The following is a 16,356-nucleotide window of genomic DNA, read 5'->3' as shown; positions in this document are numbered from 1 at the left end:
TGAATAAATCACATACCTATTTTCTTCATTAAAATGAATCTGTAAATTTCAATAATGTTATTTATAGGTTACTCTAATGAAAGAGAATTTGTTATCACCAATCTGGCCGGATCTCAAAAAATGCATAGAACTAAAACGGGTCTATTTACAGTAAGACTTGCCGAGACCCAACTCTCGCCCAGCGCCTACGGTGGCGGATGTTGAATGTTGGGTTTCGCTTCGCGCCACCCTGTCTACAAAGTCCGCAATATCAACATGTTGTAAAACGATCTCGCAAACCTTAAAGCTGCGCTCCATCAGGTACTGAGTTTGTCATCACAACAGACAGCGGGAGCATTTCCCGCTGTCTCAGATGATTGACAAGCCTTGCCTGAGTTTTGCCGGATGGCGGCGCTTGCGCCTTATCCGGCCTACAAACAACGCTAATTTCAACAAATTCCACTATTTCTGACAGTATTCGGGGAATATAGCCCCGCAGGTTACATCCCGTACCGTTCAGCAATGGCGCGGTGTTTCTCTTCATTTACGCCTGCGGCCTGCGCCAGTCGCCACCAGCATAGCGGATGCTCCCAGTCGGCGGTCAAACGCGTCAGCGTTTTATCGATATCCGCCTTCGTTACCGACTGCGGCGCGCTGATAACAAAGTAAAATCCTGGGAGGGGAGTCGCATCGTCGCCCTGATGGCTATCGGTTAAGGTGTAATCATCCGGGCTACTGCTCCAGTAATACCACCCCAGCTCCCTGATAGCATCGCGAAAAGCGTTGTACTGCGCTTCCTCCGGCATGACGCCGTCGCAAAACCAGGATTCGCCGTACTCTGTTGGAATCACCGTTTTCAGGCTGGCATATAAAGGCGTGAAGTTCTTCCGCTCTTCTTCGTCTTCCGGCGGCGTATTCAGTCGCTCGGCGTCAAAGACCACGATTTCACCGACATGCTGCGGGTAATCAGTACGATAAGTGGGTTCAACCACTCTTGCCGTCACCGGCCCAATGCGCTGGGCGAAATAGTATCGGTATTCGTAATCTTCGCGGAAACGCAGGTTTATTAGCCCCCAGTTTTCATCGATAAAACCTTCGCCTTCGGTGAGTTCAATCTCCAGCTCCGCCGCAAGCCTGCGCACGATATCCCATTTCTGCAAAATGCTGGCCGCCGCCATCATATCCCACTGGGTGTTGCGGGGATCTTCTTCGCGCCGTGTGAGCAGTGCCAGTAGCTGCTGTAAATATTCCAGTTGCCTGTCGTAGGCTTCCTGTTTTTGCGCCGCCCATGCGCACATCCGGTAAGCGCCAATCCACTCGCCGCCAATTTTAGTTTGCAGCAGTTTTTGCCCTGTCGCTTCCAGCTGCGCCCAGTCTTCCTGCGAGTCGAGAACCCGCGCACGGAACCACAGCGCCATATGCTCCTGCCCGGATGCGTCATACTGCCGGGCCAGTCGTTCAATCTCCTCCAGCTCGTCTTTCGCCAACAGCAGATCCAGCAGATCAAAAGGAAGGCCGTTGTCCTCTTGCAGATGGTTTTCAACATAATGACGCAAAAGCGCGATCGACTCGTCCCGCGCGTAACAGGCGTTCAGCGCATTGACCAGTCGGCCAAGTAACTCCGCATCCTCAGGTGACTGCATAAAGGCGCGGCGGAACTCTTCAACATCTTTTTCTGGATCGGCCTCTGCGTCTTCCGCCGTATTTTCAGTTTGTGGCATAACGGGGCGCGCCGACAGTTCTGCTTCTTTGGCGGCAATTTTCTCGCTGAGTTCCAGATACTCCCGGTCAACGCCCAACAGGGCGCGCAGTTTTGGCATATGCCGCTGGGCAAGTTTAAACGCCTGCTTCGCGACCCAGACGGATTCACGATCCAGCGCCAGGTTAATCTGCATTTTCGCCAGATCCACCAATTTACGGTGCGCCCCCACCTTAGAATAGTGTTCCAACATGTGCTGGAAAATTCTCGCCAGCCGCCAGTGGTTACGTTCCGGATAACGGGGAAGCAACACAATCAAAATATCCAGCCACAGATCCCAGGAGTAAGGCGTAAGGTCCGACCAGGCGGGTAACGCTTCCCAGACCGCCTCGTCCTGCCCGCCGCTCAGCGCCATGATGTACAGCTTTTTCAGCGGATAACCAATGCGATCGCGCCCCCAGTAGTCATTTTCGTCGATCAAATGTTCAACCAGCTCACGCGCCTCTTCATAGCGTTGCAGCGCGATCAGGATATCGACTCGCGTCGAGAGCAATGCCTCAACGTATTCCTCTCCCGAATCCTTCACCGCCGCAATCTGTTTATCCAAATATGCTAACGCTTCTTCGTGCCGATGGGTGTCCATCAGGGCGCTGGCATATTCCGTGGACAAACACTGAAAACAGTTCCAGGTGGGGTCGATGCGCGCAATCGTCTCTTCGCAGACCGCCATTCGCTCTGCCGCCCAGCCAGGGCCATCTATGTTTTCATAGCAGGCGGATAAATCCTGGGTGACGCAGATGGATTGCGGACAATCTTTCGCTTCTTCCCGGTGCGCTTTTTCAAACAGGGCGACAACGTCAGGCAGGACCTTTTCGCCTTCGCTATAATTCGTCAGGCGGTGACGCATCTCCCAGTGCCCGATAAATATCTCCAGCCACGGATTTTTGGCGACCTGATTCAGGGCTTTCATTTCTGGCAACAGCGCATCACACTTTTCCAATTGTAAATTTAGCGCGCCTTCAGAAAAGTCATCAATTATCTGGGGAATATATCCCTGCCCGGCATCCCGCAACTCTTTACTGTAGTTGTTGTACCACTCCCATGTATCCATTCTTACATTCCTTGCTTAATTAATGAGGGGATAATCTGCGTGAAATCTTCCAGTGCCTGATGCAAATCCCATTGCTGTTCTTTATTCCCATTACTACATAAAATAACTTTCAGGGATTTTAATAACCGCAGCGCCGCCACCGGTTGCTGATGATTTTGCAATGCCGTAACTAATTGTTTGACGCAGGCGTTATTCAAATTGAGATATAAGCTGGAGGTTTTGGTTTGTTTAATCTGCGAAGTAAACTGGCGCGCCAGCATTAATGCGGCGGTACTCATTCGCTTGTCCGCATCGTCCTGTTCAAGGATTTGTTTTAATTCGGCTTCACGATCGAGGGTCACCACCAGCGGCAAAACATCCGGGTCAAAGCGGGAGATAATTAATTGCTCGCCGTCGCATAAATGCGCTTCCAGATAATCGACCTGTTCCGCCGGTAAATCGGCGAGCGTAAAGAGTTGCTCGTTGCCGCTTTGCGTGCCGACTTCAATAATCCGACAATGGTATAACAGCGCCCAGCGTCGTAAAAACGGGACCACAGCATAGCGATCGCCTCTGGCGACGGGCCGTTGCAGAATATGGAATAGCATCTCTTCAAAGCCGCCATCAGCGCCCAACAAAATATGGATGCTGTTATTAATGCGGAGTTCCTTCGCCAGCACCGCGCCTTTCGACGTGGGCACCTGCAACCGATCCTTCAGCAGATCAAAAAGACGATCGTCACACAGCGCCGCGCCCAGCAGCGCTTCGTTATGACGCATTAAAACGCGTCGCCATATCTCCGGCTGGTTTTGCGCGAGATCCGACAAACCGGTAATCAGCGCTTCTTTCAATGCCTCCTGTACCGCAACCCAGGTTTCGTCCCGCTGCAAATCTTCCCGGCTTGCCGTCGGCGTGAGTTTCGACGATTCAATCACGCCGCCAATAAACCCCGCCCACGGCGGCAGGAGTTCACGCGCTTCGTCATCAAGCAGCATTCCGCGTAAAAAGAGGGATAGATTACGGTTGTCGCTGGTGCCGTAAGTCGCGCCGTCCTGAATCCACAGAATGCCCACGGCATCGCTGCCCCCCTGCGGAACCACCGGCAGGGTGCAGATAGGTTCGAAGGACGATTCAAACTGCGCCGCGAACGCGAGGTTTTTACGCTGGACCAACGCACGGTGCATCGTCACGCCTTCCGGCGTCGATTCGCGCCAGGGCGGCTGGAGTTTATTTACCGGTTCGGTCGCATCGCCGACAAAAACTGGCTCATGCAACAAAATGCAGTACCTTGAGAGTACGCGATTAAGCAGATTATTACTGGCAAGATGGCTGTATTCTTCTTTCAGCGTCAGGATCACCTGGGTTCCCGGCGCGACGGCGTCAGAAGGCGTAACGGTATAGCGCTGCCCATCAACAGAGTGATATTTCCAGCCCTGGTCCGGCGTTTGCCAGGACGTAGTCAGCACGGTGACATCTTTCGCCAGCACAAACGCCGACAAAAAGCCCAGCCCGAACATGCCGATTAACCCTGTGTCATCATCCTGCTGGCGCAGCATCCGGGTATAGCCCACCCCGACGGTCGCCAGAAAACCATGAATTTCGCTTTCCGTCAGGCCCGCGCCGGTGTCAGATATCGTTATAGTCGATTTTGCCACATCCGCCACAACGCGGATGTGGTTATCCTGCGGGGCATCGGGCTGTTCGATTCGTCTGCGGACAATCGCATCGTGCCCGTTCTGCACCAGCTCCCTTATCGCAACAACGGGCGTTGAATAAAGATGCTTACTGAGAACTTCTATTAATCCATTTAAATTGACTTCAGTAGAAAAAGAACTGTCGGATAGCTGCAATGCACTCATTTTTCAACACTCATAATCCATCACCTGCTGTTGAAAAGTTTTATTTTTACAGTCGGTGCGTAATTTTCGGTTTAACACGCAATCATCGCATCCAGCTCATATTCATTATTGATACGATGATTGTTTCTTGGCTATACATTTCATCCTTCAAGCTGCCTCTGCGTTGGCTGCGCTCATTCACCCCAGTCACGTACTTATGTACGCTCCAGGGGATTCATTCCCTTGCTGCCTTGATGCAACTTGAATGATTTCGTGTATATGTAAAAATCGGACAAATAATTAATGTTACCGTCATGATGCTAAAGCATCATGACGAGGCGCAATGAGTATATACATAATCGGGAATAGTTACGATATTAACGATTGTATTAATAATGTAAAAATTATTGTAACTTATTCAACATAATTATATTTTCAAAAAAATAAACAATATAAATCACATGAATATCATTAACAAATTTCAATAAAAAATAAAATCGTTCATTAACCAAGCCGTGCGGAAATGCTGATATTGTCACAATAACCAAATAATATTTAATGTTTTTTAGTCGCTGGTACATTCCGTTCTATTTACGAGGTTAACGGACCATCAGACGTTTATCACGTTGCTTAAGTAATTCTTCCCAATAAAAACACTTTACCTGAAAGTTTAATCATTCAGTTCATTAAATTAAACCTTGTCACTAAATCATTATAACCTCTGATTACCTTATCAAAAGAACCCTCAGCCCATGCCGGATTCTCTTTATCGCTGTCGGTCAAAGGGATGTGATCTCGTTCACGACGAACTCGCGTTTTTACAGCCAGCACATATTTGTCTGCAGCCTCAAGAAACTGCTCGCGCTGAAAAGAACCACTTTTGGTGTCATTTTGTTTGGCTTTCAGTTGCGCAACATGCTCATTCAACGCCTGTACTTGCTTCATCGCGTCATCCACATTAAATCCGTCATTTTGCAAAAGCTGATTGGTTTTCTTATTTTAACGAACACATTGATATTGATAATGTTAATTATAATGAAATATGGATTAAGTATTTTTTGTGTTGAATAAATCACATACCTGTTTTTTTTCATTAAAATGAATCTGTAAATTTCAATGATATTATTTATAGGTTATTCTAATGAAAAAGGATTTGTTATCATCAATTATTATCGCTATGCTGATGACTGCCGGGCTAAGCGCTTGTGATGAAAAAAAAGCGGACGAACAACCTGTAGCTCAGAGTGCGGATTCATCAGCGAGCAATACACAATCCACATCAGCGGAAAGCGCAGATGCGAACGATGTTCTTAACCAAAAGCTGAATGTTTACATTGATTGTTATAATAATCTCCAGGCAGATATTTACCGTGCTGTAAATCGTTATGCTAACACATTCGACGATTTCCGCACCGGTCCTACCGGTAAGGAAGACGATCCCTCTCCGCTGGTTCCTGTGTATCCTGCATTTATCCAGGACTGCCGGAAAGACATCAAGGCGGCGGCTGAATTAAAGCCGGCGTTTGCCTCTCTGGATAGTGCTGCTCTGGCATTTATTAATGCGGCTGGGCCACTAGCTGAAACAATCAATAGTATGAATAAATACTATGATCAAGATAACTTCAAGGATGATGCCTTTGCTGGCGCTAAAGCGTTTCATAAAACGTTTATAAAACAGTTCGATGAGTTTGATCCCATTGCGAAGAAATATATCGCCGAGATTACCATTATGAGTAAGCAGCATGCGGCTAATGAAATTAAGGCGACCGAGAAGAAAGAAGGTAAATCCATTAAGTACTATACGCTTTTGACGATGCAGGAAGCCGAGACGCTTAATGACGCTGTAGCTGATGCTTCTTTTGATGTGGCGGCAGTAAGCAAACAGCTCGCTGATTTTGAAGAGCATACTCAGAAGCTAAACGAGAAGATCAACGTTGATATAGATAAACATCGTAGCTTCCCTGGCTTTATTTCTGAGCTGGAAAAATTCCAGGGCAAGGTGAAAAAACGCATTCGGCGCGTGCGCGATAACGTGGCGTATACCTCGCATGAGCAGGACTACCTCAATAGCGGCAGCGGCGATATGGTAGATGGTTCTTATGAGGCTGTGGTTAAAGCTTATAACGAACTCATCGATACCTATAATGGCTATCATCTTGAGCGTGAGTTCTAAGCTTTTCACGCTGCAAATCGCGTGCATATAACCGCTAAACTGAGCAAATAAGTCGTTAGCGACTGTCGAAAGAGCGCCCCAGAGGCGCTTTTTTCGTTCGAAGTATTACCGGGTAGCAAGCGCCTCGTGAATGGCTGGAATAAGCTGCGGCCCAGCATAAAAACGATTAAAACCTGTATGGCCTCGCCACTATACGTGATTCCGTTATCAAGAGAGGCTGTAAAATTGAGAAAATATATATTTTACGCAAATGTAGAGGGTACTATTTTAGTCTGCGATTAACCGCTGCGGATGGGTATAAATCGTCGCCCGACCCGGCTTACAGAACCCCACCAGCGTAAGATTACACCGTTCAGCGACGTCAACCGCGAGCGTGGTGGCAGCAGAAACCGCAAACAAAATCTCCACACCGCACATCGCCGACTTCTGCACCATTTCGTAACTCGCACGACTGGAAACCAGCGCCGCGCCTTGCCGCCATTCCTCACCTTCCGTAGCGCGGCGGCCGAGCAGTTTATCCAGCGCAACGTGGCGTCCGACATCTTCATGGCCCCCCGCCAGTTCACCCGACGGCATGACCCACGCCGCAGCGTGCGTACAACCCGTCAGCTTACCCGTCGGTTGAAAATCATTCAGATGTTTTAACGCGCGATCAAGGTTACCGAGATTAAACGTTTGGCTAAACGGCAGCGGTTGCACCGGCTTACCAATGTCATTGAGCTGTTCCACGCCACACACGCCGCAACCGGTGCGTCCGGCCAGCGCGCGACGACGCGCTTTCAGCCCCATAAATCGACGGCTGGAAAGATCAATCTGCACTTCAAGTCCGTTACAGGACGGCACAACGTCCATGCCATAGATTTCACGCGGGCTGTCAATGATCCCTTCCGACAGAGAAAACCCTATTGCGAAATTCGTCAGATCTTTCGGAGAGGCCATCATAACGACATGCGAAATGCCGTTATACACCAGTGCCACTGGCACTTCCTCGGCAACATCATCAAGTTGGGGGGACTGCAAATCCTCGCGTTTCCAGAGAGTCAACTGGCGTGAGGTTGTGAAATCAGTCACATTTAGGACTTCTTCAGACAGTATATTGTTCACTTTCTTTTAACCATATAAGAACACACACACCAACATTATGGTATTCTGTTACAACTCCTCCCGGATGGAGGAAAATTTATCCAATTCTGAACCTTTGCGGGCCCGTCCGCAAAGAAAAATAACAACCACTCCCTGAGCGTTTCAGATAGAGAAATGTGAAAGAGAAGTGACAATGTCGAAACAAGGAGCAAACCATGCAGGTCAGCAGAAGGCAGTTCTTTAAGATCTGCGCTGGCGGTATGGCAGGCACCACGGCGGCGGCACTGGGCTTCGCGCCCGGCGTAGCGCTAGCGGAAACACGGCAATATAAACTGCTGCGCACCCGCGAAACCCGTAACACCTGCACCTACTGTTCCGTTGGCTGCGGGCTGTTGATGTACAGCCTCGGCGACGGTGCGAAAAACGCCAAAGCATCTATTTTCCATATCGAAGGGGACCCGGATCATCCGGTAAGCCGTGGCGCGCTGTGCCCGAAAGGGGCCGGTCTGGTGGACTTTATCCACTCTGAAAGCCGCCTGAAATTCCCGCAATACCGCGCGCCGGGTTCAGATAAGTGGCAACAGATCAGTTGGGAAGAAGCGTTTGACCGCATCGCTAAACTGATGAAGGAAGATCGCGACGCCAACTATCAGGCGCAGAACGCCGAAGGCGTTACCGTTAACCGCTGGCTCACCACCGGGATGCTGTGCGCTTCCGCATCCAGTAACGAGACGGGTTATTTAACGCAAAAATTCTCCCGCGCGCTGGGTATGCTCGCGGTCGACAACCAGGCGCGTGTCTGACACGGACCAACGGTAGCAAGTCTTGCTCCAACATTTGGTCGCGGTGCGATGACCAACCACTGGGTCGACATCAAGAACGCCAACCTCGTCGTGGTGATGGGCGGTAACGCCGCAGAAGCTCACCCGGTCGGGTTCCGCTGGGCGATGGAAGCCAAAATTCACAACGGCGCGAAGCTGATTGTGATCGATCCGCGCTTTACGCGTACCGCGTCGGTGGCCGATTTCTATGCGCCAATACGCTCTGGTACTGACATTGCCTTCTTGTCAGGCGTGATGCTGTATCTGCTGACTAACGAAAAATACAACCGTGAATACACCGAGGCCTATACCAATGCCAGCCTGATCGTGCGTGAAGATTTTGGCTTCGATGATGGTCTGTTCACCGGCTATGACGCAGACAAGCGGCAGTACGATAAAACCAGTTGGCACTATGAGCTGGACGAAAACGGTTTTGCCAAACGCGATACGACACTGCAACACCCGCGCTGTGTCTGGAATCTGTTGAAACAGCATGTCTCACGCTATACGCCGGACGTGGTAGAAAATATCTGCGGTACGCCGAAAGCGGACTTCCTGAAAGTGTGCGAGTACATTGCAGAAACCAGCGCAAAAGATAAAACCGCGTCGTTCCTGTACGCGCTGGGCTGGACGCAGCATTCCATCGGCGCGCAGAACATCCGTACTATGGCGATGATCCAGCTTCTGCTCGGTAACATGGGGATGGCGGGCGGCGGCGTTAACGCCCTGCGCGGTCACTCCAACATTCAGGGACTGACCGACTTAGGACTACTGTCGCAAAGTCTGCCGGGCTACCTGACGCTGCCGAGCGAAAAACAGACCGATTTGCAAACCTATCTGGCTGCCAATACGCCGAAGCCATTGTTGAAGGATCAGGTCAACTACTGGGGCAACTATCCGAAATTCTTCGTCTCGATGATGAAGGCCTTCTTTGGTGATAAAGCGACAGCGGAAAATAGCTGGGGCTTCGACTGGCTACCGAAGTGGGACAAAGGGTACGATGTACTGCAGTACTTCGAGATGATGAAACAGGGCAAGGTCAACGGCTATATCTGCCAGGGCTTTAACCCGGTGGCCTCATTCCCGAACAAAAACAAAGTGGTCGCGTCGCTTTCCAAACTGAAGTACCTGGTGACTATCGATCCGCTCAACACCGAAACGTCCACCTTCTGGCAAAACCACGGTGAGTCGAACGACGTTGATCCCGCAAAAATCCAGACCGAAGTGTTCCGTCTGCCTTCCACCTGTTTTGCCGAGGAAAATGGTTCCATCGTTAACTCCGGTCGTTGGTTACAGTGGCACTGGAAGGGCGCGGACGCCCCGGGAATTGCCATGACCGACGGCGAAATCCTCGCCGGTATCTTCTTACGCCTGCGTAAGATGTACTCTGAACAGGGTGGCGCCAACCCGGAACAGGTGCTGAATATGACCTGGAACTACACCAAACCATACGAACCCGCCTCTGAAGAAGTGGCGATGGAAAGTAACGGTAAAGCGCTGGCCGATCTTATCGATCCGGCAACCGGCGCGGTGGTGGTGAAGAAAGGCCAACAACTCAGTTCGTTCGCGCAACTGCGCGATGACGGTACGACGTCCAGCGGCTGCTGGATTTTCGCCGGTAGCTGGACGCCGGAAGGCAACATGATGGCGCGTCGTGATAACGCCGACCCGTCTGGTCTCGGCAACACGCTGGGCTGGGCATGGGCATGGCCGCTTAACCGCCGCATCCTCTATAACCGCGCCTCCGCCGATCCGCAGGGTAACCCCTGGGACCCGAAACGTCAGCTACTGAAATGGGAAGGCGGAAAATGGGCCGGATGGGATATTCCGGACTACAGCGCCGCCGCGCCAGGCAGCGACGTCGGACCGTTTATCATGCAGCCGGAAGGGATGGGTCGCCTGTTTGCCATCGATAAGATGGCGGAAGGGCCGTTCCCGGAACACTACGAACCGTTTGAAACGCCGCTGGGCACTAACCCGCTGCACCCGAACGTTATCTCTAACCCTGCCGCCCGTATCTTTAAAGACGATGCCGACGCGCTGGGTAAAGCGGATAAGTTCCCGTATGTCGGAACCACTTACCGTCTGACCGAGCACTTCCACTACTGGACCAAGCACGCGTTGCTTAACGCTATCGCCCAGCCGGAACAGTTTGTGGAAATTGGCGAGAAGCTGGCGAATAAGCTCGGCATCGCGCATGGCGATACCGTGAAGGTCTCCTCAAACCGCGGCTATATCAAAGCCAAAGCGGTGGTGACCAAGCGTATTCGCACGCTGAAAGCGGACGGCAAGGATATCGATACCATCGGTATTCCTATTCACTGGGGCTACGAAGGCGTGGCGAAAAAAGGCTTTATCGCCAATACGTTAACGCCTTTCGTCGGTGATGCGAACACGCAAACGCCGGAGTTTAAATCCTTCCTTGTGAACGTGGAAAAGGTGTAACGGAGACGACCTATGGCTTATCAATCGCAAGACATCATTCGTCGTTCCGCCACTAACGGTTTCACCCCCGCGCCCCAGGCGCGGGACCACCAGGAAGAGGTGGCGAAACTCATCGACGTCACCACCTGTATCGGCTGTAAAGCGTGTCAGGTGGCGTGCTCCGAGTGGAACGACATCCGTGATGAAGTGGGCAATAACGTCGGGGTGTATGACAACCCGGCTGATTTGACCGCGAAATCCTGGACGGTGATGCGCTTCTCGGAAGTGGAACAGAACGACAAACTGGAGTGGCTGATCCGTAAGGATGGCTGTATGCACTGCGCCGATCCCGGCTGCCTGAAGGCATGTCCGGCGGAAGGGGCGATCATTCAGTACGCTAACGGTATTGTCGACTTCCAGTCCGAGCAGTGTATCGGCTGCGGCTACTGTATCGCTGGCTGCCCGTTCAACGTGCCGCGCCTCAACCCGGAAGACAACCGCGTCTATAAATGTACGCTGTGCGTTGACCGCGTGACCGTGGGGCAAGAACCGGCCTGCGTGAAGACCTGTCCAACCGGCGCCATTCATTTTGGCTCGAAAGAGGATATGAAAACGCTGGCGGGCGAGCGTGTGGCGGAACTAAAAACCCGTGGTTATGACAACGCGGGTCTGTACGATCCGGCGGGCGTAGGCGGTACGCATGTCATGTACGTGCTGCATCATGCCGACAAGCCGAATCTGTATCACGGTCTGCCGGAAAACCCGGAAATCAGCGAAACCGTTAAGTTCTGGAAAGGCGTCTGGAAACCGCTCGCCGCGTTCGGTTTTGCCGCGACCTTTGCCGCCAGCGTCTTCCACTATGTCGGCGTCGGCCCGAACCGTGCGGAAGAGGAAGATGACAACCTGCATGAAGAGAAAGACGAGGTGCGCAAATGAAACGACGTGACACCATCGTGCGCTATACGGCGCCGGAACGCATCAACCACTGGATCGTCGCCTTCTGCTTCGTGCTGGCGGCGGTGAGCGGGCTGGGCTTTTTATTCCCATCCTTCAACTGGTTGATGCATATCCTGGGCACCCCACAACTGGCGCGAATTCTGCACCCGTTTGTGGGCGTGGTTATGTTTGCCTCGTTCATCATCATGTTTTTCCGTTATTGGCACCACAATCTAATCAATCGGGATGATATCTTTTGGGCGAAGAATATTCGTAAGATCGTCGTCAACGAGGAAGTGGGTGACACCGGGCGTTATAACTTCGGTCAGAAATGCGTATTCTGGGCGGCGATTATCTTCCTGGTGCTGCTGCTGGTGAGCGGGGTAATTATCTGGCGTCCGTACTTTGCGCCTGCTTTCTCAATCCCGGTGATCCGATTCGCGTTAATGTTGCATTCTTTTGCCGCAGTAGCGTTAATTGTGGTTATCATGGTGCATATCTACGCCGCCCTTTGGGTGAAAGGCACCATTACCGCGATGGTGGAAGGCTGGGTAACCCGGTCGTGGGCGAAGAAACATCACCCGCGCTGGTACCGAGAAGTCCGCAAGACAACGGAAAAAGAAACTGAATGAGTATTCGCATAATCCCGCAAGATGAGCTGGGGTCGAGCGAGAAACGTACGGCGGATATGATTCCGCCGTTATTGTTCCCCCGACTCAAAAACGTCTACAACCGCCGCGCCGAACGTTTACGCGAGCTGGCTGAAAATAACCCGCTGGGCGATTACCTGCGCTTTGCCGCGCTTATCGCGCACGCGCAGGAAGTGGTGCTGTACGACCATCCGCTGGAGATGGATCTGACCGCACGCATTAAAGAAGCGAACAACCAGGGCAAGCCGCCGCTGGATATCCACGTGCTGCCGCGTGATAAGCACTGGCAAAAACTGCTGCATTCGTTGATTGCCGAGCTAAAACCCGAGATGAGCGGCCCCGCGCTGGCGGTGATTGAGAACCTGGAGAAAGCCTCAGAGCAGGAGCTGGAGCAGATGGCCAGCGCGCTGTTTGCCTCGGATTTTGCCTCCGTCAGCAGCGATAAAGCCCCGTTTATCTGGGCCGCGCTCTCCCTTTACTGGGCGCAAATGGCCAGCTTGATTCCAGGCAAAGCCCGCGCGGAATACGGTGAAGCGCGCCAGTATTGCCCGGTGTGCGGTTCGATGCCGGTCTCCAGCATGGTGCAGATCGGCACCACGCAGGGGCTGCGTTATCTGCACTGTAACCTGTGCGAAACCGAATGGCATGTCGTGCGCGTAAAATGCAGTAACTGCGAACAGAGCCGCGACTTACACTACTGGTCGCTGGAAAATGAGCAGGCTGCGGTGAAAGCCGAAAGCTGCGGCGATTGCGGGACTTACCTGAAGATTCTCTATCAGGAAAAAGACCCGAAAGTGGAAGCAGTGGCCGACGACCTCGCCTCGCTGGTGCTGGACGCGCGCATGGAACAGGAGGGCTTCGCCCGCAGTTCCATCAACCCGTTCCTGTTCCCGGGGGAAGGGGAATAAGTTCTCTGGTATACCGGCTAGCAATCTACGTTAGCCGGATCATTGCTCAATAACGCAATGCTTGTATAACGTTTCTCGGGTCGTTGGCAATGGCGCGAAGTAACGCTTTGGCTGGCCCTGTCGGTGAACGTCTTCCTTGCTCCCAGTTGCGCAGCGTATCCACGTTGACCGAAATCAGCTCTGCAAACTTAGATTGCGACAACCCAGATGCCTGCCGTATTTCTTTAATCTTCATTGCATCAATATGAAAGGTACGAGAAGGTTCACGGGTCCCTTCAATGATTTCATTCATTTGAGACATACTTTGAGTTAATCGCTCAAATAACACTTTATCCATCTACCACCTCTCATTCAGCATACGAAGCACCGCTTTTTCCTGCGGCGTGAGATCATCTTTAATGCCTTTTTGATAAATCAGAAGCAAGCGAATCTCATACCGTTGACTACGGTGAAAATAGATAATTCGCACGCCACTACGCTTTCCTTTGCCTCGCGATCCCCAGCGCATTTTTCTCAGGCCGCCCGTTTCCTGAATGACATCACCACAATCTGGATGCTGAGCCATAAAAACCTGAAGCTTATGGTATTCATCCTCATCGAGCAGTTTTTTAACATCTTCAGTAAAGAGTTCCGTTTCTATGAATTGCATATTCCATACGCCATTGGCTTATAGTAGTGAAAACAATCTATACGTCAATGGCGTATAGCATCATCGTTTCACAGTACAAAAATTAAAAACCCAGCGCCAACCGCATTCCATTTTTTGCGAACCTCTATCCAGAATCATCATCCCCTCGTTTCACCACTTTCCATCCCCAACGAACCAGGTTATAAACTGTACATACATACAGCTTAAGGAGCCTTATATGCCACTGGAAAAAGGAATTGCCGAACTGGTCGCCGGGTTTATCGCTGCGGGCCGCCCTTCTTCACGAGAGCAGAATATTGATGATCGGAGAGCGGGTTATATTGCCAGCACGTCGCTGGCGGGTGAGAAAGAAATTCGGGTGAGTTCGGAAGATATCGTGCTGGAAGGGATGACATTTCGCGTCGTTTCGCCGCCAAACGCATCCGGTTCTCTACCCTGTATCCTCTACTATCACGGCGGCTGTTTTGTTAGCGGCGGCTTTCTGACTCATGACCCCCAGCTACGGCAACTGGCCTGGAAAAGCGGCTATAAGGTGATTGCCATTCAGTATCGTCTTGCGCCAGAACACACCTTCCCTGCGGCTCATGACGACGCTGAACGCGGGGCCAATATCGTCCATCAATACGCGGAGCAGTTAGGCATCGATCGTGAACGTATCACGCTTGCTGGCGACAGCGCAGGCGGGCACCTGGCATTGGTCAGCGCGCTACGCCTGAAATCCACCGCCCACTGGTCTCCGGCGAAGCTGCTGTTGATCTACCCGATGCTTGACGCTACTGCCAGTTTCCCCAGCTATGCCAGCAACGGGCAAGACTACATCATCACCCGCGATACGCTGTTATCGGGTTTCGAAATGTATCTCCAGGGTACCGACCTCCGCCACCCGGAAGCCAGTCCGATATGGCGTGAAGATTTTGCCGGTTTACCGCCGGTGCATATCCTCACCGCAGAGTTCGACCCACTGCGTGATGAAGGCGAAGCGCTATATCACCGTCTGAACGACCAGGGCGTGGCGTGTACTTGCCAGCGCTATCTCGGTGTTATCCACGGGTTTTTCCAATTGGGCGGCGTGAGCAAGACGGCGCGGGACGCAATACGCGACGTGGCCTGGCGCGCGGCCACTCGTGAATAAATAGCATCAGGAGTGCGGGCTCACACTACTCCTCCTCATTCCCGCCCTCTTCATACGGGCCGAACGGTTTCGCAGGTAGTACGATATAAATGCCTTCGAAAATTGCCCCTGCGGTCTCACCGCCCAACAGTTCAACCTGCAACTGGACACGCGCTTTTTTACCCCGCGCCAGCCTGTCCAAATCACCGCTTAGCGACCCCAAATCAGCCACGGCGTTTGGCTTTCCGCTAATGGGTTTACTGTAGCGAATATGGGCGTCAGCAAGAATAATCGTCCCGCCCAGGTGGCGTTCACGGAGCATCAGCCAGATAAGTCCCCATCCAGTCAACGTCGCCAGGGAAAACAGGCTGCCGGCAAACACCGTGTGATGCGGATTTTGATTACCGGTTTCCGGCATCGTGGTGATAAATTTTTGCCCGGTGTACTGCTGAATGCGCACCCCCATCTTTTCACTCAATGGAATGTGCTCATACCAGGCCTGCTGAAGCTGCCCGCACCAGTCGCCGCGATGCAGGATATCATCCAGCGATGCTACCGGTTTAATCATCAGAAAATGGCGGATTGGCGTGGTTGTGGGCGTAGTAATCTCCCCCTGATTGACAAATCCGAGTTTGGCAAAGAACTCAACCGCATCTTCGCGCGCGCTGCAGGTGACGCGCTTAACGCCTTCCTGGCGGGCGACAGACTCCAGGGTCATCGCCATTAATGTCCCCAGCCCTTTATCCTGTACCGAGGGATGTACAGCCATAAAACGGATAGACGCCTCGTTATCTGCATTGATATACAGGCGGCCCACTGCAACTAAATTTCCTTCTTCGTCCACCACCATTTGATGGTGCGCCAACGCATCCCAGCCATCCCGTTCCGACCCTTTCGGCTGGTGCAGCGGTTTACGCAGCATCTCCCAGCGAAACTGGTAGTAACGTTCTAATTCTTCTTCTGTTTGCGGAACTCGAAGGTGATACATAGCCGTA

The 16,356-nt window shown here is 51.9% G+C and carries 13 protein-coding genes; 6 read left to right on the top strand and 7 right to left on the bottom strand.

Translation table 11 applies throughout. The annotated features are described in order from the left end of the window. Window positions 1-479: 479 nt before the first annotated feature. From ABVN36_RS18590 to ABVN36_RS18580, 3 genes are all read right to left on the bottom strand, one after another. Window positions 480-2,789, bottom strand: coding sequence for a hypothetical protein (locus ABVN36_RS18590; RefSeq protein ID WP_023138878.1), 2,310 nt, complete (start codon window positions 2,787-2,789; stop codon window positions 480-482). Window positions 2,790-2,791: 2 nt separating this feature from the next. Beyond that, window positions 2,792-4,627, bottom strand: a complete 1,836-nt coding sequence (locus ABVN36_RS18585) for an ATP-binding protein (RefSeq protein WP_043856157.1) — start codon at window positions 4,625-4,627, stop codon at window positions 2,792-2,794. A gap of 657 nt (window positions 4,628-5,284) precedes the next feature. After that, window positions 5,285-5,551 (bottom strand): DUF3829 domain-containing protein, encoded by a 267-nt coding sequence (locus ABVN36_RS18580; RefSeq protein WP_001747924.1) that lies wholly within the window; start codon window positions 5,549-5,551, stop codon window positions 5,285-5,287. A gap of 196 nt (window positions 5,552-5,747) precedes the next feature. Here ABVN36_RS18580 and ABVN36_RS18575 point away from each other — a divergent pair, with 196 nt between their 5' ends. Beyond that, a complete protein-coding gene (locus tag ABVN36_RS18575) occupies window positions 5,748-6,779 on the top strand; it encodes a YiiG family protein (protein WP_000710969.1) in 1,032 nt (343 codons plus the stop codon). A gap of 267 nt (window positions 6,780-7,046) precedes the next feature. Here ABVN36_RS18575 and fdhD read toward each other — a convergent pair whose 3' ends face one another. After that, window positions 7,047-7,883, bottom strand: coding sequence for a formate dehydrogenase accessory sulfurtransferase FdhD (fdhD, locus tag ABVN36_RS18570; RefSeq protein ID WP_001059745.1), 837 nt, complete (start codon window positions 7,881-7,883; stop codon window positions 7,047-7,049). A gap of 194 nt (window positions 7,884-8,077) precedes the next feature. Here fdhD and fdnG point away from each other — a divergent pair, with 194 nt between their 5' ends. Genes fdnG through fdhE form a run of 4 tightly spaced genes read left to right on the top strand, consistent with a single transcriptional unit; the run spans window position 8,078 to window position 13,601 of the window. Next, on the top strand, window positions 8,078-11,128 hold the full coding sequence (fdnG, locus tag ABVN36_RS18565; RefSeq protein WP_077248424.1) for a formate dehydrogenase-N subunit alpha: 3,051 nt from the start codon (window positions 8,078-8,080) through the stop codon (window positions 11,126-11,128). A 12-nt stretch (window positions 11,129-11,140) separates the two neighbouring features. Next, complete coding sequence (gene fdxH / locus ABVN36_RS18560) at window positions 11,141-12,043, top strand: formate dehydrogenase subunit beta (protein ID WP_000331361.1); 903 nt, start codon at window positions 11,141-11,143, stop codon at window positions 12,041-12,043. Next, complete coding sequence (gene fdoI, locus ABVN36_RS18555; protein WP_000829025.1) at window positions 12,040-12,675, top strand: formate dehydrogenase cytochrome b556 subunit; 636 nt, start codon at window positions 12,040-12,042, stop codon at window positions 12,673-12,675. Before fdxH ends, fdoI begins: the two co-directional genes overlap by 4 nt. Further along, window positions 12,672-13,601, top strand: coding sequence for a formate dehydrogenase accessory protein FdhE (gene fdhE / locus ABVN36_RS18550; protein ID WP_023138877.1), 930 nt, complete (start codon window positions 12,672-12,674; stop codon window positions 13,599-13,601). The genes fdoI and fdhE overlap by 4 nt, the downstream gene beginning before the upstream one ends. Before the next feature lie 46 nt (window positions 13,602-13,647). Here fdhE and ABVN36_RS18545 read toward each other — a convergent pair whose 3' ends face one another. Together ABVN36_RS18545 and ABVN36_RS18540 are read right to left on the bottom strand one after the other, a co-directional pair. Continuing rightward, on the bottom strand, window positions 13,648-13,938 hold the full coding sequence (locus tag ABVN36_RS18545) for a DNA-binding transcriptional regulator (RefSeq protein WP_000362050.1): 291 nt from the start codon (window positions 13,936-13,938) through the stop codon (window positions 13,648-13,650). Further along, window positions 13,939-14,250: a hypothetical protein gene (locus ABVN36_RS18540; protein WP_023138876.1), complete on the bottom strand. Its 312-nt coding sequence runs from the start codon at window positions 14,248-14,250 to the stop codon at window positions 13,939-13,941. A gap of 217 nt (window positions 14,251-14,467) precedes the next feature. Here ABVN36_RS18540 and ABVN36_RS18535 point away from each other — a divergent pair, with 217 nt between their 5' ends. Beyond that, window positions 14,468-15,382, top strand: coding sequence for an alpha/beta hydrolase (locus ABVN36_RS18535; protein WP_023138875.1), 915 nt, complete (start codon window positions 14,468-14,470; stop codon window positions 15,380-15,382). Window positions 15,383-15,407: 25 nt separating this feature from the next. On the opposite strand, the gene fabY is transcribed toward ABVN36_RS18535, so the two are convergent. Next, a complete protein-coding gene (gene fabY, locus ABVN36_RS18530; RefSeq protein ID WP_001518251.1) occupies window positions 15,408-16,349 on the bottom strand; it encodes a fatty acid biosynthesis protein FabY in 942 nt (313 codons plus the stop codon). Between the last annotated feature and the right edge of the window lie 7 nt (window positions 16,350-16,356).

Source organism: Salmonella sp. SJTUF15581, from assembly GCF_043356775.1.
Taxonomy (GTDB): domain Bacteria; phylum Pseudomonadota; class Gammaproteobacteria; order Enterobacterales; family Enterobacteriaceae; genus Salmonella; species Salmonella enterica.
This window is presented reverse-complemented; position numbering and strand designations above follow the sequence as displayed.